Genomic DNA, 22,299 nt, shown 5'->3' with positions numbered 1-22,299 from the left:
ATCACGCCCGTCGATACGCGTCGCTTCGTGTCGGCCTCGAAGGGGTGTGCGCCCAGCGTTCGCCCCCCTGCTATTCATCGCCTCGTGACGGCATCGGAGAACGACGACACGCGTGGCAAAATCTTCCGTCCCTGCCGCCCTCCGTCTCAGTCGCCCGACGAGGCGGGCGTCGCTCAAAAGCGTGCGGCATTGCGGCACCCGCGAGCACCCTTGAAGAACGAACGGGGAACGGCATTTGCCCCTGTCGCCAGGCTCACGTGGCCGCATCCAGAAGGCGATCCGACGATGACCCGACTGCGCTTCGTTCTCGGCGATCAGCTATCGCGCGACATCTCGTCCCTCCGCGACCTCGGGCCCGGCGACGTGGTGCTGATGGCCGAGGTCGACGAGGAGGCGACCTACGTGCGCCATCATCAGCGAAAGATCGCCTTCCTGTTCTCCGCCATGCGCCACTTCGCGGCCGAACTGGAGGCCGACGGCATCACGGTCGATTACCTGCGGCTCGACGGGGAACGTCGGGCGGGCTCGTTCACGCAGGCGCTGGAGGATGCGCTGAAGCGCCACGGGCCGCAGGCGGTGGTCCTCACCGAGCCCGGAGAATGGCGGGTCCTGGAGATGACGAAGTCCTGGGAGGGCGCGTTCGGCGTGCCCGTCGAGGTGCGGCCCGACGATCGCTTCCTGTGCTCGCACGAGGACTTCGCGCGACTCGCGGGAACCGGGCGCACGCTCCTGATGGAGAGCTTCTACCGGCGGATGCGCGAGCGCACCGGCTATCTCATGGATGCGGACGGACGGCCGGAGGGCGGGCGCTGGAACCACGATGCGGACAACCGCGAAAGCCTGCCGAAGCGCATTCCGATTCCGGTCCGACCCGTGGTCGAACCCGACCGGACGACAAGCGAGGTGCTGAGCCTCGTCGCCGCCCGCTTCGGCAACCATTTTGGCTCCCTGAAGGGTTTCGACTACCCGGTGACGCGCGCCGACGCTTTGCGGTATCTCGACTGGTTCGCGCAGAAGGCGCTGCCCCGCTTCGGCACCTACGAGGACGCCATGCGCCAGAGCGAGCCGCTTCTGTTCCATTCCCATCTCTCGGCGCTGATCAACTGCGGGCTTCTGAACCCTCGCGAATGCTGCGAGCGGGCCGTCGCGGCCTACCGGCAAGGCCATGCGCCGATCAACGCGGTGGAGGGCTTCGTGCGCCAGATCATCGGGTGGCGCGAGTTCGTGCGCGGTGTCTACTGGCGCGAGATGCCGGGATACGGCGCGCGCAACGAACTGGCGGCCGACCGGCCGCTGCCGGACTTCTTCTGGACCGGCGAGACCGGAATGAACTGCATGGCCCAGGCCATCCGCGAGACGGCGGCGAACGCCTATGCCCATCACATCCAGCGCCTGATGGTGCTTGGCAACTTCTGCCTCCTGGCCGCCATCGATCCGCGCGAGGTGCAGGAATGGTATCTCGTGGTCTACCACGACGCCTTCGAATGGGTGGAGATGCCCAATGTCGTCGGCATGGTGCTCTATGCCGACGGCGGCGTCTTCGCCACCAAGCCCTATGCGGCGTCGGGCAACTACATCAACAGGATGTCGGACTACTGCCGCCGCTGCCGCTACGACGTGAAGCAGCACACCGGCGAGGACGCCTGTCCGTTCAACTACCTCTACTGGGACTTCGTCGCACGTCACGAGGCGCGCCTTGCCGCCAACCGGCGCACCGATCGCATGGTCGCGACGCTCCACCGCATGGCGGAGGAGAAGGTCGCGGCGATGCGCGGCGACGCCGCCGCGTTCCTGGACGGGCTCGAAGCGTCAGGAACCTACTGACGGCGCCCAGGCGGTCGGTCTCGCGCGGTCTCGCGAACCGCCGCCGCGTGCCGGCCTGAAGCGCGCCGCGCCTCGCCGACCTTTCCGAGGCAGCGGCACAGCCTGCGCTGCCGGAAGGCGGCGAGCCTCGCGGCTCGATGCCGCGCCGCCCACACGGAAACGAAGGAGACCCTGACGCCTTGCTCGACGCCGGGCCTATCGCCGCGTCGAACGCAAAGCGATCCAGGCCTGCCGCACCCGGTGCTGTGAACGCTGCACGAGACGCAACAGGAGAGTTGCCGTGCGCATGTCGTCGATGGGAAGGAAAATTGGAGCGGGCGATGGGATTCGAACCCACGACCCCAACCTTGGCAAGGTTGTGCTCTACCCCTGAGCTACGCCCGCCCGCTCCGTGTCCGGTGCCCTCTGGGCTCCGGCGGTGAGTGGCTTATGGCCCAACCGCCGGGCGATTGCAACAGGGAAAATGACGATGCGGCGACGATCGCGAGGGGGCACGGACGGTCGCGGCTGAAGGACCCCGGAGGAGGGCGGGCCGGAGGCGAAGGCGGGTCGCGGCGGCGGTGGCGGTGCCCGCGCGGTGCGTCCGGTTCTTGATGGCGCGGCGCTTGCGCACGATATGGCGACCTGTCATCCCCAGGGAAGCCGGACGGCCATGCCGGCCGCCCGAGACACCCTTTCGGCTGCCGCCGATCGCGATCCTGCCCGGTCGCGGCCGGCGGCGAGCCCCAGCGACGCGGACGGTCCCGATGAGCAACAATCCCTATGCCTCGCCGCTCGGCGGCTACGGCGCGCAGACCACGGCCTCGGGCTCCGCCGCGGCGCGCCCCGCCGCGCCCGCGCCCGCCGGCGAACTGGTGAAGGATACGACCACCGCCAACTTCTCGGCCGACGTGGTGCGCGAATCGCGCAACCAGCCGGTGCTGGTCGACTTCTGGGCGCCCTGGTGCGGCCCGTGCAAGCAGCTCACGCCGGTGCTGGAGCGCGCCGTGCAGGCCGCCGGCGGGCGCGTCAAGCTGGTGAAGATGAACATCGACGAGCATCCGTCGATCGCCGGCCAGCTCGGCGTCCAGTCGATCCCGGCCGTGTTCGCCTTTGTGGACGGCCAGCCGGTGGACGGGTTCATGGGCGCGCTGCCAGAGAGCGAGGTCAAGGCCTTCATCGACCGGCTCACGGCCGGCCGCCCGGCGCCGGGCGGCGACCCGCTGGCGGAGGCGCTGGACCAGGCGGACGAGTTCCTGAAGGCCGGAAACGCGGCGGAGGCCTCCCAGCTCTTCGGCGCCGTGCTCCAGCACGACCCGGAGAGCGCCCGGGCGGCGGCGGGGCTTGCCGAATGCTATCTGGCCGCCGGCGACACGGCGCGGGCGAAGTCGGTCGCCGAGGCGATGCCGCCGAAGGTGCTGGACGACCCGGCCTTCGCCGCCGTGCGCGCGCGGCTGAAGCTGTTGGACGAGATCGCGGGCCTCGGCGACGCGACGGCCCTGCGCGCGCGCCTCGCGGCCGATCCCGACGATCACCAGGCCCGCTTCGATCTCGCGCTGATCGCGCAGGCCGAGGGCGACCGCGCGGCGGCGGCGGATCATCTCCTGGAGATCGTGCGCCGCGACCGCGCCTTCGAGGACGACGGCGCGCGCCGCAAGCTCCTGGAGTTCTTCGAGGCCTGGGGGCCGATGGACCCGGCCAGCAAGGAGGGCCGGCGCAAGTTGTCCTCGCTCCTGTTCCGCTGAGCGGGCGCCGCCCTTGCGGGCGGGGGGCGCTGCGCCAATTGGGCGGGAAGGCGAAGGAGGTCGGACCGTGGTTCAGGTCGGAAACGTCAACTACCGGACGGAAGCGGATCTGCCGGAGACCGTGCCGGTCTTTCCGCTGACGGGCGCGCTGCTCCTGCCGGGCGGCCAGATGCCGCTCAACATCTTCGAGCCGCGCTACCTCGCGATGCTCGACCGGGCGATCGGCACCGATCGGGTGATCGGGATGATCCAGCCGCGGCTCGACGGCGCGCTGCGTCCCGACGGCGAGCCGGAGCTGTGCGCCGTGGGGTGCCTCGGCCGCCTGACCTCGTTCTCCGAGAGCGGCGACGGGCGCTACGTGATCAGCCTGCAGGGAATCGCGCGCTTTCGCGTTCTGGAGGAGACGCCCGGCCGCGAGCCCTTCCGCCTGTGCCGCATCGCGCCCTTCTCGGCCGATCTCGATCCCGGCGAGGGCGCCGACGAGGTGGACCGCGAGGGCCTGCTCAAGGCCTTCCGCCAGTATCTGGAGGCCAACCAGCTCCAGGCCGACTGGGATTCGGTGTCCAAGGCGTCCAACGAGACGCTGGTCAACGCCCTGTCGATGATGTCGCCCTACGGCGCGGCCGAGAAGCAGGCGCTCCTGGAGGCGCCGGACCTGAAGACGCGCGCCGAGACGCTCGTCGCCATCACCGAGATCTCGCTCGCGCGCGAGAATTCGGGCGACGGCGGCGGCCAGATCCTGCAATAGGCCGGCCGACGCCGATGGCCGAAACGGAAGGACGCCCCATGCCGGAGGACGCCGAGCGCCACCGCCCCGACCCCAAGCTCCTGGAGCTCCTGGTCTGCCCGCTGACCAAGGCGCAGCTCGTCTACGACGCCGAGCGCGGCGAACTCGTGTCGCGCGCCGCGCGGCTCGCCTATCCGATCCGCAACGGCATCCCGATCATGCTGCCGTCCGAGGCGCGCCCGCTGGAATAGGACGCCGGGCGGGAGACGGGCCCCGCCCGCCTCGGGGTTTCAGATGCCCATGCCGTCGCGCACGTCGGTCGGGTCCACCGGCAGCGCCTCGGTCTCGGCCGGCACCATGAGCCGCCGCAGGTACGGGCGCAGCACGAAGTCCAGGACGCCGAGGATCACGGCCTGCCAGACATGGAGGCCGAGCAGAACGGCGATGATCGCCATCATCACGGCGGCGGCGGCGCGAAACAGGGTGACGCCGCACGCGCGCGCGGCATCGCTCGCGAGCGAGGGGCCGAGCCATTCCGCCTTGGCCCGGTCGAAGGGCGTGCGCGGCTCGGCCGGGGCGCCCTTGGCGGCGGTCTGCGGCGCCGGCATGCCGAGCAGCGTCGACTGCGTCTCGGGCAGCGCGGTGACGGTTCCCAGCGCCACGGTCTCGTTGGTGAGCTGGTCCACCAGGATGAAGGCGCCGAGCTCGCGGCTTTCCCGGTAGGCCGTCGCCACCAGCGGCTTGTCGAAGGCGAGGGTGACGCGGCCGATCTCGTTCATCAGGAGCGCGTTGGCGGGGCGGGGCTGGTAGGAGTGGATGTCCACCGCCTCGCGCAGCGCGCGCACGGTGGCGGGAGTCTGGGCGGATCCGAGCCGCGCCACCACGCGCGCGCCCGCAATCAGGGGCCGGTCCACCATCCAGAGGATCTCGGCGTCGAGCCGCGTCTGCGGGGCGATCGGGTCGCCCTCGCGCACCAGGACGTCGCCGCGCGATGCGTCGATCTCGTCGGCGAGCGTCAGCGTCACCGCCTCGCCGTCCTCGGCCTCCTCGACCTCGCCGTTCGGCCCGAAGATCGCCCGCACGTGGCTGCGCTGGCGGCTGGGCAGCGACAGCACGGCGTCGCCGCGGCGCACGCGACCGCCCGCCACCGTACCGCAGAAGCCGCGGAAGTCGAGATTGGGCCGGTTCACCCACTGCACCGGCAGGCGGAACTGCGGCGAGCCGGCGCTGAGCGTCTCGGGCTCGGCGCGCTCCAGCGCCTCCAGAAGCGTCGGCCCGTCGTACCAGGGCGCGTTGGGCGAGCGCGTGGCGAGGTTGTCGCCGTTCTTGGCCGAGAGTGGGACATAGGTCACGCTGGTGAAGCCGAGGGCCGGCCGGATCGCCTCGTAGCCCTTCACGATCTCGCGGAAGGTCGCCTCGTCGAAGTCCACGAGGTCCATCTTGTTGATCGCCACGATCACCGACTTGATGCCGACCATCGAGGTGATGAACGAGTGGCGCCGCGTCTGGGGCAGGATGCCCTTGCGCGCGTCCACCAGGATCACGGCAAGCTCGGCCTGGCTCGCGCCCGTCGCCATGTTCCGCGTGTACTGCTCGTGGCCGGGCGTGTCGGCGATGATGAAGGCTCGCCGGCCGGTCGAGAAGTAGCGATAGGCGACGTCGATCGTGATGCCCTGCTCGCGCTCGGCCGAAAGCCCGTCGACCAGGAGCGCGAAGTCGAGATCCTCGCCGGTCGTGCCGAACTTGCGCGAGTCGCGCCGCAGGGCGTCGAGCTGGTCGTCGAATACGGAATCGGTGTCGTAGAGGAGGCGGCCGATCAGGGTCGACTTGCCGTCGTCCACCGAGCCGCAGGTGATGAAGCGCAGGAGCGATTCGGCCGGCGAGGCGAGAAGCGGCATGTCGGCCTGCGGATCCACGATCCCGTCGTCGGCGGTGTCGGCCACCACGCCGTCGGGCGCGGGCCCCGCGAAGGTCTCGTCCTCGGCGAGCGCGCGTCCGTTGGCGGAGGCGGCCAGGACCGCGTCGCCGGCGGCGGAGGTGTCGGGCTTGGGCGCGCCGCTCATCAGAAGTAGCCTTCCTGCTTCTTTTCTTCCATGGAGGCGCCACCGTCCCGGTCGATCAGCCGGCCCTCCCGCTCGGAGGAGCGCGAGCCGCGCATCTCGGAGATGATCGCGTTGAGATCGGCCGCCTCCGAGCGCACCGCGCCCGTCAGCGGGTAGCAGCCGAGGGTGCGGAAGCGCACGGTCATCTCCTCGACGCTCTCGCCCGGCAGGAGCTTCATGCGCTCGTCGTCGCGCATGATGATCATGCCGTCGCGCACCACGACCGGACGCTTCTTGGCGAAGTACAGCGGCACCACGGGAATGTTCTCGAGCGCGATGTAGTCCCACACGTCCGCTTCCGTCCAATTGGACAGGGGGAAGACGCGAAAGCTCTCGCCCTGGCGCTTGCGGGTGTTGAAGAGGCGCCAGGGCTCGGGCCGCTGGTTCTTGGGCTCCCAGCGATGCTCGGCCGAGCGGAACGAGAAGATGCGCTCCTTCGCCCTCGATTTCTCCTCGTCGCGACGCGCGCCGCCGAAGGCCGCGTCGAACCTGTGCTTCGCCAGCGCCTGCTTGAGGCCTTCGGTCTTCATCACGTCGGTGTGGACGCGGCTGCCCGAATCGAACGGGTTGACGCCGGCCTTCACGCCCTCCTCGTTGATGTGGACGATGAGGTCGAGGCCGAGGTCCTTGGCGATCCTGTCGCGGAACTCGATCATCTCGCGGAACTTCCAGGTCGTGTCGACATGGAGCAGCGGGAAGGGGGGCTTGCCGGGCGCGAAGGCCTTCATGGCCAGATGCAGCATCACGGCCGAGTCCTTGCCGATCGAATAGAGCATCACCGGATTGTCGGCGGTGGCCGCGACCTCCCGGATGATGAAGATCGATTCGGCCTCCAGGCGCTGCAGATGCGTCATGTGCTTCATGGCGGGGCTTTCGGTTGGGCCGCTGGCGGGGCCCGATGGTCGTTGGCCGGCGCGGCGCCGGCCGGAAGGGGATCAGAAGCTCGATCGCTCCGCGAGGGCGGCCCGTCGCTCTTCCGTGTCGCTGACGGCGACGGGATCGTCGACATGGAGCCCGCATTCGCGCCGGGTCTCGTCCTCCCACCACCAGCGGCCGGCGCGCTCGGGCTCGCCGGGCCGGATGGCGCGGGTGCACGGGGCGCAGCCGATCGACAGGAAGCCCTGCGCGTGCAGCGCGTTCACCGGCACCGCGTTCCGGGTGCAGAACGCCGCGATCTCCGCCCGCGTCCAGTCGAAGAGCGGGTTCGCCTTGACCAGTCCGCGCGACGCGTCGGCGCTCACGAAGTCCATGCCCTCGCGGTTGGCCGACTGGTCGCGGCGCAGGCCCGCGACCCAGGCCGAGGCGCCGGCGAGCGCGCGGTTCAAGGGCTCGACCTTGCGCACGCCGCAGCAGGCCTTGCGCATCTCGGGCGCGAAGTAGAACCCGTTGACGCCCTGGTCCTCGACCAGCGTCTCCAGCGCCTCGGCCTGCGGATACTTCGCCCGGATGCGCCGTCCGTAGCGGTCCTCGGTCTCCTGCCACAGCGCGTAGGTCTCGGGGAACAGGCGGCCCGTGTCGAGCGTGACCACCTCGATCTTGAGCTTTTCGGAGAAGATCAGGTGCGTCAGCATCTGGTCCTCGATCCCGAGCGAGGTGGTGAACACGATGCGCCCGGGCACGCTCTCGCGCAGCAGCCGCAGCCGCTCCAGGGGCGCGCGCCCCGCGAAGCTTGCGTTCAGCGCCTCGACCGTGTCGCCGAGCGCGGCGCTCATGCGTTCTGCCGCCGCGCCGCCAGGCGCTTCTGCAGGATGCTCTCGTCCTCGCCGTAGCCGGTCTGGTAGTGGTCGCGCACGATGTCCTTGGCGGCCATCCACTGCTCCACCGGCTGGCGCGCGGCCATGGCGTCGGGCAGCTCGATCTCGTCGAAGCCGCAGTCCAGCGCCTCGCGGAACTGGTCGGCGATCAGCGGGCCGGCCGCGCGCAGCGTGCCCGAGAAGCCCGCCCGTCGCAGGCGCTTGGCGAGCGACAGGCCGCGCCCGTCTGAGAAGGAGGGAAAGCCGACGGAGATGAGGTCCACGGTGCCGAGATAGGCTTCCAGCGCGCAGAGCGGCGTGTCGCCGCCGACATGGAGGCCGAGCCCGGTGTTGCGGCGGTCGGCGATCGCCTGGTCGATCGCGGTGAGCGGCAGGATCACCGCGCCCTCGGCGAGCGACAGGTCGGCGCCCTCCTCGACGCGCGAGAACGTGTCGGCCTTGGGGCCCGTGCGGTCGATCAGCACGCTCATGCCGGCTCTCCCGCGTGCTCGCGCCCGACGAAGGCCGTGAAGCCTTCCTTGAAGGGCTCGAGGCCCGCGCGCTTCACCGTGTCGATGAAGGTCTCGGCGCCCTGCCGTTCGCGGCGGTAGACCTCCACCAGCGCCTCGATCGCGCCGGGCACCTGGTCGGCGTCGATGCCGGGCCCGACCCGCTCGCCGAGCGCGGCGGCCTCCGAGGCGTCGCCCCCGACGGTGATCTGGTAGTTCTCGCGGCCCGACTTCTCCAGGCCCAGGATGCCGATATGGCCGACATGGTGATGGCCGCAGGCGTTGATGCAGCCGGAGATCTTGATCTGGAGCGGCCCGAGGTCGCGCTGGCGCTCGTCGCTCGCGAAGAGGTTCGAGATGTCCTGCGCGATCGGGATCGAGCGCGCGGTGGCCAGCGCGCAGTAGTCGAGGCCGGGGCAGGCGATGATGTCGGTGACCAGCCCGGCATTGGCCGTGGCCAGGCCCGCCGCCACCAGCGCGGCATGGACGGCCGGCACGTCGTCGAGCTTGACGTGCGGCAACACGAGGTTCTGGACGTGGGTGACGCGGAACTCGTCGAACGACCAGCGCTCGGCGATGTCGGCGAAGGCGCGCATCTGCGCGTCCGACATGTCGCCGGGCACGCCGCCGATCGGCTTCAGCGAGACGGTCAGCGCCACGTAGCCGGGCTGGCGGTGCTCGAACCCGTTCTGCTCCACGAAGCGGTCGAGCTCCGGGTCGTTCGCGCGGGCGTCGTCCAGGATCCTCGAGGTCGCGGGCAGGGTCTCGTAGGCGGGCGGCGCGAAGTAGCGGGCGATGCGCTCGACCTCGGCCTCGGGCGCGTTGATCGTCGGCCCGTCGAGCTGGGCGTATTCGGCCTCGACGCGGGCGCGGAACTCCTCCGTGCCGATCTCGTGCACCAGGATCTTGACGCGCGCCTTGTACTTGTTGTCGCGGCGGCCTTCCGCGTTGTAGACGCGCATCACCGCCTCGAGATAGGCCAGCAGCTCGTCCTTGGGCAGGAAGTCGCGGATCACCTTGCCGATCATCGGCGTGCGGCCGAGGCCGCCGCCCACGATCAGCTCGTAGCCGACCGCGCCGGTCTCGGGATGGCGCAGGATCCGGATGCCGATGTCGTGCACCCGGATCGCCGCGCGGTCGTGCTCGGCGCCGGTGACGGCGATCTTGAACTTGCGCGGCAGCCACGAGAACTCGGGATGCAGGCTCGACCACTGGCGGATCAGCTCGGCGGTGGGGCGCGGGTCCTCGACCTCGTCGGCCGCCACGCCCGCGAACTGGTCGGCGGTGACGTTGCGGATGCAGTTGCCGCTGGTCTGGATGCAGTGCATCTCGACATCGGCCAGAAGGTCGAGGATGTCGGGCACGTCGCGCAGCTTGGGCCAGTTGTACTGGAGGTTCTGGCGCGTGGTGAAATGCGCGTATCCCTTGTCGTACTTCTCGGCGATCAGCGCGAGCTGGCGCATCTGCTTGGCGTTCAGCGTGCCGTAGGGCACCGCGACGCGCAGCATGTAGGCGTGGAGCTGGAGATAGAGGCCGTTCTTCAGGCGCAGCGGCTTGAACTCGTCCTCCGACAGCGAGCCGTCGAGCCGGCGTTCCACCTGCTGGCGGAACTGGGCGACGCGCTCGCGCACGAAGCGCTCGTCGAATTCGTCGTAACGATACATGCCGCTGGTCCTTCGTGTCTTGCCGGAGCGTCGGCCGGTCCCGTCGCGGCCCCGCCGGGCCGCGCGCCTCGCGGGGGTCCGGGCGCTCCTAGAATTCCGCCTGCTTCCCGTATTGCGGCAGCATGGTCGGGCCTTTCTGGCGGATCGCCTCGCGGAAGTGGCTGGCGACCGGCAGGCCGCCCGCGTCGCGCGAGACCGCCACGAGGTAGGGATCCACGATGCGGTTCTCCCCGACGCCGCGGCGCCCTTCCTCCTCCATCCAGGCGGCGGTCTCGGCGTCGTCGGCGACGAGCGCCGCCCTCGGGTCGAGGGTCCAGCCTTCGCGCGTCAGGAACACGACCTCGCCGTCCAGGAGATCGTTGGCGCTCATGATCACGGGAAGCTTGGGTCCCTTGCTCTTCGCGCCTGCCTTGACCTCGCCCGCCATCTCGCTTCGTCCCGCTGCCCGTTCATGCGCCCCGCCCGCGGTGGCTCGGGGGCCGCCGCGGCGAGGCTGTCATCGTTCTAAATAGGCCAGAGCGCAAGCGGTTGCGCCGACACGCGTTCCAATCCTCGCCGGGCGAGGGAAACGATTTTCCGCCGAGGCGCCCGGCGCGCGATGATTCAGATCGGCTCGCCGAGAAGCAGGCGGGGGGAGGGGCCGCCGGCGAGGCCCGAGGCCTGCCGGATGAAGTGGCGCTTGGCGGCGGGCGCGCGGTCCACCAGCGACAGGCCGAAGGAGCGCACGGCGCGCAGGAGCGCGTTGTCGTTGGAGAAGAGCCGGTTCAGCACGTCGGTGGTGACGCCCATCTGCACCGTGTCGAAGCGCCGCCAGCGCCCGTAGAGCTCCAGCGTGTCCAGCGCGCCAATGTCGCGTCCGAGGCGCGCGGCCTCGACCACGGTCTCGGCGAGCGCCGCCGCGTCCTTGAAGCCGAGATTGAGCCCCTGGCCGGCGATCGGGTGGATGCCGTGCGCGGCGTCGCCCGCCAGCGCGACGCGCGGGCGCACGAAGTCGCGCGCCAGGGTCAGGCCGAGCGGAAAAGCGCGCGGGCGACCCTCCACCGCGAGGGCGCCGAGCTTCAGCCCGAAGCGCTGCTCCAGCTCCAGCTCGAACACCATGTCGTCGGCGCGCAGGAGCCGATCGGCCTCGGCGGTGGATTCGGTCCACACCAGCGAGGAGCGGTTGCCCTTCAGCGGCAGGATGGCGAAGGGGCCGGCGGGCAGGAAATGCTCCTCCGCCCGGCCCCCGTGCGGGCGCTCGTGCCGGACGGTCGCCACGATGCCGCTCTGGCCGTAGTCGGTGTGCACGGTGCGGATGCCCGCCATGTCGCGGATGCGCGAGCGCACGCCGTCGGCCGCGACCAGGAGGCGCGCCTCCACCGTCTCGTCCGCGAGCTCCACCCCGATCGCGGCGGCACGCTCGGCGATGCCGGTCACCGGGGCGTTCGCCCGGATGGCGATGCCGAGCGCGGCGGCGCGCGCCCGCAGCGCCCCGTTCAGCGCCACGTTGGGCACCATGTGGGCGAAGGGCTCGCCGGGCTCGCCCTCGCCGCCGAAGGTGAGGAACACCGGGCGCACCGGGTCGCCGGTCCGCGAATCGGTGACGATCATCTCGCGGATCGGCTCGGCCTCGTCCCGGATCGCCTCCCAGGCCCCAAGCCGCGTCATCATGCGCACGGCGGCCGCCGCGATGGCCGAGGCGCGCGTGTCGCGCTCCCAGACGCCCTCGGGTGCCGCGTCCACCAGCAGGATCTCGAGCTCGGGCGCCGCCTGCTTGATCGCGACGGCCGTGACCAGCCCGACATAGCCGGCGCCGGCGACCACGATGTCGGCGCGGCGGGACGGGGCGGGCGTCGCGGGAGTGTCGGACATGGGCGGACTTTCCGTTTCGGGGCCGGGCGCCGGGCGACGCGCAGTCGGTTCTCAATCTAGGGCATGCGCGGTGAAAGCCGAACCGGCCTCACGCGGGTTGGTGCGAGCGGCGCCGCACGGTCCATCGCCCGAGACGGGCGCCGATCGGCCGTTCCACCCACAGGTGGACCGCCGCCGAGCCGAGGAGCGCGGCGCCAATGCACAGGACCAGGATCAGGGGCAGGGGCAGGCCGAGCCGGTCGCCGACGATGCTCGTGATCCGCAGCGCGAAGGGATGCGCGAGATAGAGCGCGTAGGAGGCCGCGCCGCCGAACACCAGGAGCCGCGTCATCGGCATGTCGCGCGCCGGAGGGCCGAGCGCCGCGCCGGCGGCGATCAGGAGCGCCGGCAGGCCGCCCGTGACCAGCCGGGGCAGGTGCTCGAAGGCGGACACCTGGAAGAGCCAGACGGCGAGGAGCGTGCCGGCGGCCAGGAGCGCGGCGGCGGCCGCGCCGCCGAGCCGGACGCCGGCGACATAGGCCATCGCCAGGCCGATGCCGAGCAGGAACTCGCCGATCACCGAGTTGCCCCAGAACCGAAGCCACCAGACCTCCGCCGGCACCGCGGCGGCCGCGGCCCAGAGCGCCGCGAACGCCGCCCCGACCAGCAGGAGGCCTGCGCGCCGGCCGAGGCCGAGCGCCAGCGCGAACACGAGGTAGAACAGCATCTCGTAGTTCAGGGTCCAGCCGAGCGACAGGACCGGGAAGATCAGCCCGTCGGCGCGCGGCCAGGGCAGGAAGAGGTAGCTCGCCAGGATGTGCGCCGGGTCGTGGCTCGGATTGTTGACGGCGCTGCCCACCGCCAGCGTGGAGGCGAGCATCAAGGTGGTGACGATCCAGTAGAGCGGCACGACGCGGATCGCGCGGCGGCGCAGGAAGTCCCGGGCGACGCCCGGCTCGCCGAACCGATCGCGCATCGTGTAGTACATGATGAAGCCGCTGATGACGAAGAAGATGTCCACCCCGAGCCCCCAGTCCAGGAGGCCCGCGGACGCGAAGCCCGTGCCGCGCCGCGCCGCGATGTTGGACACGTCGAAATGGGCGTGGGTGAATACCACGAGGAGGGCGGCGACGAGGCGAAGGATCTGGACATTGACCAGAAGATCCGCGCTCTGGCGGTTCGGAACGGCGGGCATGGTGGCTTCCAGGTGGACCGGTTCTGCGGCCATACCAGAATTCCTGTATCCTTCCGCATCGCAAAACAAGGGAACGGCGCCGGCACATGGACGAAACGATGAACAGGCTGATCCGGGCGCTCGACCTCGAGAAGCTGGAGGAGAACCTGTATCGCGGGGTCAGCTCCTCGGTGGGCTGGCAGCGCACCTTCGGCGGCGAGGTGATCGCGCAGGCGCTGGTCGCCGCCCAGCGCACCGTGGCGGCCGAGCGGCCCGTCCACTCGCTGCACGGCTACTTCCTGCGTCCCGGCAACCCGCAGGCGCCGGTGATCTACGAGGTCGCGCGCATCCGCGACGGCGGCTCGTTCACCACGCGCATCGTCCACGGCATCCAGCACGGCGAGGCGATCTTCACGCTCTCGGCCTCGTTCCAGCGCCGGGAGGAGGGGCTCGACCACCAGATGCCGATGCCCGACGTGCCGCGGCCGGACGCGCTGCCCTCGGCCGCCGACCTCGCGGACGAGATCCTCGCCCGCGCGCCCGAGCCGATCCGCCGCTACTGGAGCCGGCCGCGCCCGATCGAGTTCCGGCCGGTGTCGTTCGACCACTACCTGACGCGCGAGCCCCTGCCGCCGCGCCAGCACGTCTGGGTCCGCACGGTGGCGCCGCTCGGGGACGACCCGGCGCTGAACGCGGCGGCGCTCGCCTACCTGTCCGACATGACGCTGCTCGACACCGCGCTGTTCGCGCACGGGCTTTCGGTGTTCGACGAGCGCATCCAGGCGGCCAGCCTCGACCATGCCATGTGGTTCCACCGCCCCGTGCGGGTCGGCGACTGGCATCTCTACGCGCAGGACAGCCCGTCCTCCTCGGGCGGGCGCGGGCTGACGCGCGGTTCCCTGTTCGCCCTGGACGGCACGCTGGTCGCCTCCGTGGCGCAGGAGGGGCTGATCCGCCCACGCCGGCCGCCGGAAGGCTGACCTGATCGATATCTAGGCATCTGCCTCGGTATCGGGCAATTCGTCCAAAGGGCGATCAGTCTTGCTGACCAATGATCCGGCACGCCCCCCTTTCGCGCCGCACAATCTTGGCGAAAACGGGGCTGGCGTTCATTTGGCACGCATCTTGATTCCTGTTTGGGCGTGACCCACGGCCGCCTGGCCGGCGGGTCGCCCAATCCAGCGGGGCGCGCGAGCGTCCGACCCGCGTGAAGGTTCGAGGTGCACATGAAAATCGTGATGGCGATCATCAAGCCATTCAAGCTCGACGAGGTGCGTGAGGCCCTGACGGCCGTCGGGATCCAGGGCCTGACGGTGACCGAGGTGAAGGGGTACGGGCGGCAGAAGGGCCACACGGAGATCTACCGTGGCACCGAATACGCCGTGAGCTTCCTGCCCAAGCTGAAGATCGAGATGGCGGTTCCCACCGACATGGTGGAGCGCGCGGTCGAGGTGATCGCGGGAGCCGCCAAGACCGGCCAGATCGGCGACGGCAAGATCTTCGTCTACGGCATCGACCAGGCGGTCCGCATCCGCACCGGCGAAACCGACACGAACGCGCTCTGAGGGGACACGACACGATCATGCGCTTTCTGAAGACTTCCCTGGCGACCATGGCCCTTTCCGGCCTTTCCACGGTCGCCGCCCTCGCGCAGGACACGGGCGTGGCGCCCGCTCCCGAGCAGGTGCCCGCCGATGCCGCGGCCGCCGTCGCCGACGTCATGGACAAGGGCGACGTCGCCTGGATGATGGTGGCCACGGTGCTGGTCCTGTTCATGATCCTGCCGGGCCTCGGCCTGTTCTACGGCGGCCTGGTGCGCGCCAAGAACATGCTCTCCGTGCTGATGCAGTGCGTGACGATCACCGCGGTGGTGATGATCATCTACGTGACCTACGGCTATTCCTTCGCCTTCGGCGGATCGGAAAGCGCCTTCTGGGGCGGCACGGGCAAGCTGTTCCTGGCGGGCATCACCAAGGACACGATGGCCGCGACCTTCACGTCGGGCGTCGTGATCCCGGAATACGTGTTCATCGCCTTCCAGATGACCTTCGCCTGCATCACGCCGGCGCTGATCGTCGGCGCCTTCGCCGAGCGCATCAAGTTCGGCGCCGTGGTGCTGTTCTCGATCCTCTGGGTGACGATCGTCTACTTCCCGGTCGCCCACATGGTGTGGGACGCCAACGGCCTGATCTTCACCGGCGCCCATGCGGGCGGCGTCGCGGCCCTCGACTTCGCGGGCGGCACGGTGGTGCACATCAACGCCGGCATCGCCGCGCTGGTCGGCTCGTTCCTGGTCGGCAAGCGCACCGGGCTCGGCCGTGACAACATGGCGCCGCACTCGATGACGCTGACCATGGTCGGCGCCTCCATCCTGTGGGTCGGCTGGTTCGGCTTCAACGCCGGCTCCAACCTCGAGGCCAACGGCGGCGCGGCGCTCGCCATGATCAACACCTTCACCGCCACGGCCGGCGCGACGGTCGCCTGGGTGATCCTGGAAGCCATGCTGCGCGGCAAGGCCTCCATGCTCGGCGCCGTGTCGGGCATCATCGCCGGCCTCGTCGCCGTGACGCCGGCCGCCGGCGCCGTCGGCCCGATCGGCGGCATCTTCCTGGGCGCCATCGCCTCGGCCGCCTGCTACTTTTTCGTGGCGGTGGTGAAGCCCAAGTTCGGCTACGACGACTCGCTCGACGTGTTCGGCATCCACGGCATCGGCGGCATCGTCGGCGCCATCGGCACCGGCATCTTCGCCTCCACGGCGCTCGGCGGCGGCGGCTATCTCGACGGCGTCACCATGGGCGCCCAGGTCTACTCGCAGGTCGTCGCGGTGCTCATCACCGTGGTCTACTGCGGCGTCGTCTCGGCGATCCTCTACAAGATCGTCGACGCCGTGATCGGCCTGCGCCCGACCCTGGAAGCCGAGCGCGAGGGCCTGGACATCACCTCGCACGGCGAGGCGGCCTACCACTCCTCCTGATCCCATCGGACCAGGACCGGAAAGCGAAAGGGGCAGGCGGAGCGATCCGCCTGCCCCTTTCCCGTGCAGCGTCGGGCAGGGTCCTGGGGCTCTCCCGAGCCCCGAGTCCCGGGCCGCGTCAGGGCCGGATTTCGCCGATCGACCAGGGCAGCGGCTCGCCGCCGCGGAACACCACCACGTCCTCGTCCTCGACCGAGACGGCTGCGAGCGCGGTGGCGGGCTTGCGCAGGAGCGTCACCGTTCCCGTGTTGACGGGCAGTCCGTGGAAGCGGGCGCCGTTGAGGCTGGCGAAGGCCTCGAAACGGTCCAGCGCGCCCTCCTCGTCGAAGACCTGGACATAGGTCTGCAGCGCCGTCGCCCCGCCGAACACGCCGGCCGAGCAGCACTCGGCCTCCTTCGCGCCGCGCCGATGCGGCGCGGTGTCGGTGCCCAGCATGAAGCAGGCCTCGCCGGAGGTCGCCGCCTCGCGCAGCGCCAGCCGGTGCCGCTCGCGCTTGGCGACCGGCAGGCAGTAGAGATGGGGCCGAAGCCCGCCCTGGAAGATCGAGGTGCGGTTGATCACGAGGTGGTGCGGCGTGATCGTGCAGGCCGCCTGGCCCGCATGGGCGCGCACCAGCGCCACAGTCTCGGCCGTGGTCGCATGTTCCACCACGACCTTCAGCCCCTCGTGGCGCCGCAGCAGCGGCAGCATCTCGGCCTCCATGAAGGCGGCCTCGCGATCGAAGATGTCGATCGCGGGATCCGTCGCCTCGCCGTGCACCAGAAGCGCCATGCCGATCCGCTCCATGCGCTCCAGCACCGGGGCGAGCGCCGCGATGTCGGTGACGCCCGCATGCGAGTTGGTGGTGGCGCCGGCCGGATAGAGCTTGGCCGCCCGCCACACGCCTTGCGCGTAGCCGCGCTCGATCTCGTCCGGCTCCGTGTGGTCGGTGAGGTAGCAGGTCATCAGCGGCTCGAAGTCCGAGCCGGCGGGCAGGGCGGCGAGGATGCGCTCGCGATAGGCCTGCGCCATGGGCACCGTGACCACGGGCGGCACGAGGTTCGGCATCACGATCGCACGCCGGAACTGCTGGGCGGTGAAGGGCAGCACCGCCTCCAGCATCGCCCCGTCGCGCAGGTGGACGTGCCAGTCGTCCGGCCGGCGGATGGTGAGCGAGGGGACGGCCGCGGCCGGTCCGCCGGACGAGAAGAGGGTGTCGGTCGACATGGGCGCGGCCTCCGGGTGTCTCCTTGGCCGCCCAAAACGCGAACGGGCGGCGGGGCCCCTGGATAGCCCCGCCGCCCGTCGATTGCCAGAAGGCCCGGTGCCCTACTCGGCCGCCGGCTGCATCTGCGGCGGCGGCGGGCGGTCCCCGGCGGTCCGTGTCTCGCCGGCCCGCGTCTCGCCGGAGCGTCCCGCGAACTCCGTCACGCGCTTCCAGGTCGGATCCCGGTCGGAGCCGGCGGCGTGGTCGGGCACGAGGGGCGGACCCTGGTGGTCGGCGGGCGTGTGCGCGTTCGGCTCGCCCATCTCCTCCTCGCCCATCTCCTCCTCGCTCGCGTTCGGCTTCAGCAGCCGGCGGAACAGGCGGCCCGTCACGTGGCTGAGATCGTCCATCAGCGTGTAGAGCGAGGGGATGAAGACCAGCGACAGCAGCGTCGAGACCAGGAGGCCGCCGATCACCGCGATCGCCATCGGCGCGCGGAACTCGCCGCCCTCGCCGGTGGCCATGGCTGCCGGCACCATGCCCGCCGCCATGGCGAGCGTGGTCATGATGATCGGCCGGGCGCGCTTGCGGCCCGCGTCGATGATCGCGTCGCGCTGGCTCATGCCGTGCCGCTCCTGCTCCACCGCGAAGTCCACCAGCATGATGGAGTTCTTGGTGACGATGCCCATCAGCATCAGGATGCCGATCACCACGGGCATGGAGATGGCGTTCTGGGTCAGGAGCAGGCCGCCGACCACGCCGCCGACCGAGAGCGGCAGCGAGGCGAGGATGGTGATCGGCAGGAACACCGAGCCGAACAGCAGGATCAGCACCACCAGGACCAGCATGATGCCGGCGGCCATCGCCGAGGCGAAGCCGGCGAAGACCTCGCCCTGGATCTCGGCGTCGCCGACCTGCTGGAGCCGCACGCCCGGCGGCATCGAGCGCACCGCCTCCGACGCCATGATGTGCTGCGAGCCCTCGCCGATCTCGCGGCCCGGCGCCATGGAGGTGCCGACCTTGACCAGGCGCTCGCGGTCGTAGCGCTCGATCGTGGACGGGCCCTGGCCGAAGCCGATGTCGGCCACCGCGTCCAGCGGCACGGAGGCGCCGGCACCCGTGTTGACGCGCAGCGAGCTGACCGCCGACAGGTCGCGCCGCGCCGCCTCGGAGAGCTGCACCCGGATCGGGATCTGGCGCGTGCCCGCGTTGAACTTGGCGAGGTTGGCGCCGAGGTCGCCGATCGTGGCGACGCGCACCGTCTGCGAGATGGCGTCCGGCGCGATGCCGAGGTCGGAGGCCTCGTCGAGGCGCGGCCGGATGCGGATCTCGGGCCGGTCGAACGAGGCCATGGCGCTCGGGTTGGCGAAGATCGGGTCGCGCCGCATCTCCGCCTCGAGCTTCGAGGCCGCCTCCGACACCGCCTTGCCGTCCTGGCCGAGGATGCCGACCGACAGTTCGCGCTCGCCCCGGTCGTTGACGAAGAAGGAGCGCAGGTCCGGGATCCGCGAGAGCCGTTCGGTGACCACCGGCTCGAGGTCCGCCTGGCTGCGCGTGCGCTCGAACTTGCGCGTCAGCGCGATGGTCATCGCGGCGCGGCGCACCTCGAGCGTCCCGGTCGGCGAGGCGCCGCCGATCACCAGGACGGAGCGCACCTCGGGAAGCTCGCGCACGGTGCGGGCCGCCTCGTCGGTGATGCGCCGCGTGGTCTCCAGGGTCGCGCCGGGCGGCAGCTCCAGCGACACCACGATGCGCGAGGCGTCCTCCTTGGGGATGAAGCCGGTGGGCAGGTACTGGATCGCGTGGATCGACAGGGCGAAGAGCCCGATGCCGGCGGCGAGCGTCCCCCAGCGCCAGCGCACCGTGGCGCCCAGGAAGCCGGTATAGGCGCGCATCAGCGGCCCGTCGTGGCGCTCGGCTTCGTGCGGGCGGTTGAGGTAGGCGAGGAGCGCCGACAGGATCAGCGCGCCGGCGAGGATCTCCACCGCGAGCCGGCCCGCCGCGTCCCAGGACACGGGCGGCAGCGCGGCGGCGTAGGGCTGGATCGCGCGGGCGATGCCGTTGCCCGCGGCGGCCGCCTCCGGCAGGGCGGCCAGGCCGAACACCGCGCCGATGGCGAGCCCGGCCAGCGGCAGGAGGCGCAGCAGGTATCGCTTCAGGAGGCGCCCGAAGCCCGGCCCCTCGTAGCGGGGGCTACGGAAGAAGTAGGCCGCCAGCATCGGCGTTATGAGGCGTGCGACCAGCAGCGAGAAGAACACCGCCACGGCGACCGTCAGGCCGAACTGCTTGAAGTACTGGCCCGCCACGCCCCCCATGAAGGAGACCGGCGCGAACACGGCGATGATGGTCATGGTGATCGCGATCACCGCGAGGCCGATCTCGTCGGCGGCTTCCATGGAGGCGCGATAGGGCTTCTTGCCCATCTGCATGTGCCGCTCGATGTTCTCGATCTCGACGATCGCGTCGTCCACCAGGATGCCGGTCACCAGCGTGATGGCGAGCAGGCTGATGAGGTTGAGCGAGAAGCCCAGGAGGTCCATCGCCCAGAAGGTGGGAATGGCGGCCAGCGGCAGGGTGATGGCGGCGACGGCCGTCGCGCGCCAGTCGCGCAGGAACAGGAGCACGACGATCACGGCGAGCGCCGCGCCCTCGGCGAGCGTCTCCATGGCCGATTCGAAGTTGCCGTAGGTGTAGGTGACGCTGTCGTCGATGCGCGAGAAGCGCACGTCCGGGTGCTGCGCGCCGAGTTCGGCGACGCGCCCGGCCACGGCTTCGGCCACCGTGGTGTCGCTCGCCCCCTTGGCGCGGTAGATCGCGAAGGCCACCACCGGCTCACCGTCGAGACGGGCGAAGGAGCGCGGCTCCTCCCAGCGGTCCAGGACGGTGCCGAGCTCGTCGAGCCGCACCTCCCGCCCGCCGCCGAGGGCGATGCGGGTGGAGGCTAGGCCCGAGACGGTGGCGGCCGAGGACAGGGTGCGGATCGCCTGTTCCTGGCCGCCGAACTCGCCGCGCCCGCCCGACAGGTCGACATTGGTGGAGCGGAGCTGCGCGTTGACGCCGGCCGCCGTGATGCCGAGCGCGGCCAGCCGGTCCGGATCGAGGCGGACCTGGATCTCGCGCTCCACGCCGCCCATCCGGTCGACCCGCCCGACGCCCTTAAGGCCCTGCAGCGCCCGGATCACCGTGTCGTCCACGAACCAGGAGAGCTGCTCGGGCGTCTTGCCGGGCGAGGAGGCGGCATAGGTGACGATGGACTGGTTCTCGACCTCCACCCGCTGGATCACCGGCTCCTCGATCGTGCGCGGCAGGTCGCCGCGGATCTTGGCGATGGCGTCCTTCACGTCGTTCACGGCGCGGTCGGTGTTGATCTCCAGCCGGAACTCGGCCGCCGTCACCGACTGGCCGTCGGTGATGGTGGAGGTGATGTGCTTGATGCCCGAGACGCCCGCCACCGCGTCCTCGACGCGCTTGGTGATCTGCGTCTCCATCTCGGACGGGGCCGAGCCCTGTTCCTGGATGGTGACGGAGACGACGGGGACGTCGATGTTGGGGAAGCGGGTGATCGGCAGCGTCAGGAAGGAGACGATCCCGAGCGCCACGAGCACCACGAAGAGGAGGATCGGCGGAACCGGGTTGCGGATCGCCCAGGCGGAGATGTTCCAGTTCATCGCGCGGCCTCCGCCGTCCGGGTGTCCGCGTCCGCCGCCACGGGGGTCACCGCGTCGCCGTCGCGCACGAAGGTGCCGGCCAGCGACACCACGTCCTCGCCGGGCTGAAGATTCTCGGTGATCTCGACGTCGTCGCCGGCCACGAGCCCGGTCTTCACGGTGCGCGTCTCGATGCGGCCGTCGCGGACCACCTGGACCGTGGCGACCCCGTCCTCGGTGAGGACGGCGGTGCGCGCGATCACGACGCCCTGCGAGCGGGCCGTCTCGACGCTGCCGCGCGCGAAGGAGCCGGAACGCAGCGCCGGCGAGGGGGCGAGCGCGATGCGCACCCGCCCGAGCCGCGTCGCCTGGTCCACCAGCGGCGACACGAGGCGCACCTCGCCCGCCACCGCCGCCTCGCCGCCGGGCAGGCGCACCGTGGCGGCCTGGCCCTTGCGGACATGGCCGAGCTGCGTCTCGCTGACCTCGGCGTCGAGCTCGATCAGCCCGTCGCGCGCGATCTCGAACAGGGTGCCGCCGGCCGCCGACACCACGGCGCCGAGCCGCGCCGCGCGCGACAGGACCAGCCCGTCGGTGGGCGCCTTGATCTCGGCCTTGGAGCGGCGAAGCTCCAGCGAGCGCCGGTCGGCCTCGGCCGACGCGCGGTCCGCCTCGGCGAGCGCGATGCCCTGGCGGGCGGAGGCGAGGCGCGCGGCGGCCGAGGAGGCCGCCGAGACGCGCTGGTCGAGAACGTCCTGGCCGACGATGCCCTTGGCGGACAGGGCGCGGGTGCGCTGCAGGGCGTTGGTCGCCTCCGTGCTGGCCGACTGGGCTTCCTCCACCAGCGCGCCGGCCTGCGTGATCGCGGCGTCGGCACGGGCGATCTGCGCGGTGGCGCGGGCGAGGTCGGCGTCCACGAGGTCGGTCGCCAGCCGGGCCAGCACCTGGCCGGCCTTCACCGTGTCGCCCTCGTCGGCGAGAAGCGCCACGATGCGCAGGCCTTCCACGTCGGCGCCCACGCTCACGGTCTCGCGGGGCACCAGCGTGCCGGTGACCGGCACGGTGGCGACGATCGGGCGCCGCTCGGCCTTGACCACGCTGATCGAGGGCGGCGCCACGGCGGGCTCCTTGGCCAGGACCGGCGATGCGGCGGCCAGAAGCAGCGCGAGCGCGAGACGGACGGAACGGACGGACATCGACGGCC

At 71.0% G+C, this 22,299-nt stretch carries 18 protein-coding genes and 1 tRNA gene; 7 read left to right on the top strand and 12 right to left on the bottom strand.

Annotation, left to right across the window (positions count from 1 at the left end):
- Positions 1–285: 285 nt before the first annotated feature.
- Complete coding sequence (locus tag D3218_RS03690; RefSeq protein WP_119538563.1) at positions 286–1,824, top strand: cryptochrome/photolyase family protein; 1,539 nt, start codon at positions 286–288, stop codon at positions 1,822–1,824.
- A 309-nt stretch (positions 1,825–2,133) separates the two neighbouring features.
- Here the strand turns inward: D3218_RS03690 and D3218_RS03685 are convergent.
- A tRNA-Gly gene (locus D3218_RS03685) sits at positions 2,134–2,208 on the bottom strand.
- Positions 2,209–2,570: 362 nt separating this feature from the next.
- On the opposite strand from D3218_RS03685, the gene trxA reads away from it, so the two are divergent.
- From trxA to D3218_RS03670, 3 genes are all read left to right on the top strand, one after another.
- Positions 2,571–3,548 (top strand): thioredoxin, encoded by a 978-nt coding sequence (gene trxA, locus D3218_RS03680; RefSeq protein WP_119538562.1) that lies wholly within the window; start codon positions 2,571–2,573, stop codon positions 3,546–3,548.
- Between the two features lie 67 nt (positions 3,549–3,615).
- Positions 3,616–4,296, top strand: a complete 681-nt coding sequence (locus D3218_RS03675) for an LON peptidase substrate-binding domain-containing protein (protein ID WP_119538561.1) — start codon at positions 3,616–3,618, stop codon at positions 4,294–4,296.
- A gap of 38 nt (positions 4,297–4,334) precedes the next feature.
- Positions 4,335–4,526, top strand: a complete 192-nt coding sequence (locus D3218_RS03670) for a Trm112 family protein (RefSeq protein ID WP_119538560.1) — start codon at positions 4,335–4,337, stop codon at positions 4,524–4,526.
- 39 nt (positions 4,527–4,565) lie between these two features.
- Here D3218_RS03670 and D3218_RS03665 read toward each other — a convergent pair whose 3' ends face one another.
- The 8 genes from D3218_RS03665 to D3218_RS03630 form a co-directional block, all read right to left on the bottom strand.
- Entirely contained in the window at positions 4,566–6,338 is a 1,773-nt protein-coding gene (locus D3218_RS03665; protein ID WP_119538559.1) for a sulfate adenylyltransferase subunit 1, read from the bottom strand.
- A complete protein-coding gene (gene cysD, locus D3218_RS03660) occupies positions 6,338–7,240 on the bottom strand; it encodes a sulfate adenylyltransferase subunit CysD (RefSeq protein ID WP_119538558.1) in 903 nt (300 codons plus the stop codon). Before cysD ends, D3218_RS03665 begins: the two co-directional genes overlap by 1 nt.
- Before the next feature lie 72 nt (positions 7,241–7,312).
- Positions 7,313–8,089, bottom strand: a complete 777-nt coding sequence (locus tag D3218_RS03655) for a phosphoadenylyl-sulfate reductase (RefSeq protein ID WP_119538557.1) — start codon at positions 8,087–8,089, stop codon at positions 7,313–7,315.
- A complete protein-coding gene (locus D3218_RS03650) occupies positions 8,086–8,601 on the bottom strand; it encodes a DUF934 domain-containing protein (RefSeq protein ID WP_119538556.1) in 516 nt (171 codons plus the stop codon). The genes D3218_RS03655 and D3218_RS03650 overlap by 4 nt, the downstream gene beginning before the upstream one ends.
- Positions 8,598–10,283, bottom strand: a complete 1,686-nt coding sequence (locus D3218_RS03645; RefSeq protein ID WP_119538555.1) for a nitrite/sulfite reductase — start codon at positions 10,281–10,283, stop codon at positions 8,598–8,600. Before D3218_RS03645 ends, D3218_RS03650 begins: the two co-directional genes overlap by 4 nt.
- A gap of 88 nt (positions 10,284–10,371) precedes the next feature.
- Positions 10,372–10,710 (bottom strand): DUF2849 domain-containing protein, encoded by a 339-nt coding sequence (locus tag D3218_RS03640; RefSeq protein ID WP_119538554.1) that lies wholly within the window; start codon positions 10,708–10,710, stop codon positions 10,372–10,374.
- A gap of 176 nt (positions 10,711–10,886) precedes the next feature.
- Entirely contained in the window at positions 10,887–12,134 is a 1,248-nt protein-coding gene (locus D3218_RS03635; RefSeq protein ID WP_119538553.1) for a ubiquinone biosynthesis hydroxylase, read from the bottom strand.
- 88 nt (positions 12,135–12,222) lie between these two features.
- Positions 12,223–13,341, bottom strand: coding sequence for an acyltransferase family protein (locus D3218_RS03630; RefSeq protein WP_119538552.1), 1,119 nt, complete (start codon positions 13,339–13,341; stop codon positions 12,223–12,225).
- 65 nt (positions 13,342–13,406) lie between these two features.
- Here D3218_RS03630 and D3218_RS03625 point away from each other — a divergent pair, with 65 nt between their 5' ends.
- From D3218_RS03625 to D3218_RS03615, 3 genes are all read left to right on the top strand, one after another.
- Positions 13,407–14,267: an acyl-CoA thioesterase gene (locus D3218_RS03625; protein ID WP_245414911.1), complete on the top strand. Its 861-nt coding sequence runs from the start codon at positions 13,407–13,409 to the stop codon at positions 14,265–14,267.
- 246 nt (positions 14,268–14,513) lie between these two features.
- Positions 14,514–14,852: a P-II family nitrogen regulator gene (locus tag D3218_RS03620; protein WP_119538550.1), complete on the top strand. Its 339-nt coding sequence runs from the start codon at positions 14,514–14,516 to the stop codon at positions 14,850–14,852.
- Between the two features lie 17 nt (positions 14,853–14,869).
- Positions 14,870–16,261, top strand: a complete 1,392-nt coding sequence (locus D3218_RS03615) for an ammonium transporter (protein ID WP_119538549.1) — start codon at positions 14,870–14,872, stop codon at positions 16,259–16,261.
- 118 nt (positions 16,262–16,379) lie between these two features.
- Here D3218_RS03615 and pyrC read toward each other — a convergent pair whose 3' ends face one another.
- The 3 genes from pyrC to D3218_RS03600 all read right to left on the bottom strand — a co-directional run bounded on the left by pyrC (position 16,380) and on the right by D3218_RS03600 (position 22,291).
- The gene (gene pyrC, locus D3218_RS03610; RefSeq protein ID WP_119538548.1) at positions 16,380–17,468 is read right to left on the bottom strand and encodes a dihydroorotase; all 1,089 of its coding nucleotides are present in this window, start codon (positions 17,466–17,468) and stop codon (positions 16,380–16,382) included.
- A gap of 102 nt (positions 17,469–17,570) precedes the next feature.
- A complete protein-coding gene (locus tag D3218_RS03605; RefSeq protein WP_245414910.1) occupies positions 17,571–21,116 on the bottom strand; it encodes an efflux RND transporter permease subunit in 3,546 nt (1,181 codons plus the stop codon).
- A complete protein-coding gene (locus tag D3218_RS03600) occupies positions 21,113–22,291 on the bottom strand; it encodes an efflux RND transporter periplasmic adaptor subunit (RefSeq protein WP_119538547.1) in 1,179 nt (392 codons plus the stop codon). Before D3218_RS03600 ends, D3218_RS03605 begins: the two co-directional genes overlap by 4 nt.
- Positions 22,292–22,299: the final 8 nt, after the last annotated feature.

The sequence above is a fragment of the Aureimonas flava genome (assembly GCF_003583935.1).
In the GTDB taxonomy this organism is placed as follows: Bacteria; Pseudomonadota; Alphaproteobacteria; order Rhizobiales; family Rhizobiaceae; genus Aureimonas; species Aureimonas flava.
Note: the sequence above shows the minus strand (reverse complement) of the source record. Positions and strands in the feature narration are given on the sequence as shown.

Excerpts from the sequence above, each read along its gene's own strand:
- D3218_RS03635 (WP_119538553.1), bottom strand. The coding sequence starts at position 12,134 with ATGTCCGACACTCCCGCGACGCCCGCCCCGTCCCGCCGCGCCGACATC.
- cysD (WP_119538558.1), bottom strand. The coding sequence starts at position 7,240 with ATGAAGCACATGACGCATCTGCAGCGCCTGGAGGCCGAATCGATCTTC.
- D3218_RS03665 (WP_119538559.1), bottom strand. The coding sequence starts at position 6,338 with ATGAGCGGCGCGCCCAAGCCCGACACCTCCGCCGCCGGCGACGCGGTC.
- pyrC (WP_119538548.1), bottom strand. The coding sequence starts at position 17,468 with ATGTCGACCGACACCCTCTTCTCGTCCGGCGGACCGGCCGCGGCCGTC.
- D3218_RS03690 (WP_119538563.1), top strand. The coding sequence starts at position 286 with ATGACCCGACTGCGCTTCGTTCTCGGCGATCAGCTATCGCGCGACATC.
- D3218_RS03640 (WP_119538554.1), bottom strand. The coding sequence starts at position 10,710 with ATGGCGGGCGAGGTCAAGGCAGGCGCGAAGAGCAAGGGACCCAAGCTT.
- D3218_RS03645 (WP_119538555.1), bottom strand. The coding sequence starts at position 10,283 with ATGTATCGTTACGACGAATTCGACGAGCGCTTCGTGCGCGAGCGCGTC.
- D3218_RS03615 (WP_119538549.1), top strand. The coding sequence starts at position 14,870 with ATGCGCTTTCTGAAGACTTCCCTGGCGACCATGGCCCTTTCCGGCCTT.
- D3218_RS03655 (WP_119538557.1), bottom strand. The coding sequence starts at position 8,089 with ATGAGCGCCGCGCTCGGCGACACGGTCGAGGCGCTGAACGCAAGCTTC.
- trxA (WP_119538562.1), top strand. The coding sequence starts at position 2,571 with ATGAGCAACAATCCCTATGCCTCGCCGCTCGGCGGCTACGGCGCGCAG.
- D3218_RS03625 (WP_245414911.1), top strand. The coding sequence starts at position 13,407 with ATGAACAGGCTGATCCGGGCGCTCGACCTCGAGAAGCTGGAGGAGAAC.
- D3218_RS03670 (WP_119538560.1), top strand. The coding sequence starts at position 4,335 with ATGCCGGAGGACGCCGAGCGCCACCGCCCCGACCCCAAGCTCCTGGAG.
- D3218_RS03630 (WP_119538552.1), bottom strand. The coding sequence starts at position 13,341 with ATGGCCGCAGAACCGGTCCACCTGGAAGCCACCATGCCCGCCGTTCCG.
- D3218_RS03650 (WP_119538556.1), bottom strand. The coding sequence starts at position 8,601 with ATGAGCGTGCTGATCGACCGCACGGGCCCCAAGGCCGACACGTTCTCG.
- D3218_RS03605 (WP_245414910.1), bottom strand. The coding sequence starts at position 21,116 with ATGAACTGGAACATCTCCGCCTGGGCGATCCGCAACCCGGTTCCGCCG.
- D3218_RS03620 (WP_119538550.1), top strand. The coding sequence starts at position 14,514 with ATGAAAATCGTGATGGCGATCATCAAGCCATTCAAGCTCGACGAGGTG.
- D3218_RS03600 (WP_119538547.1), bottom strand. The coding sequence starts at position 22,291 with ATGTCCGTCCGTTCCGTCCGTCTCGCGCTCGCGCTGCTTCTGGCCGCC.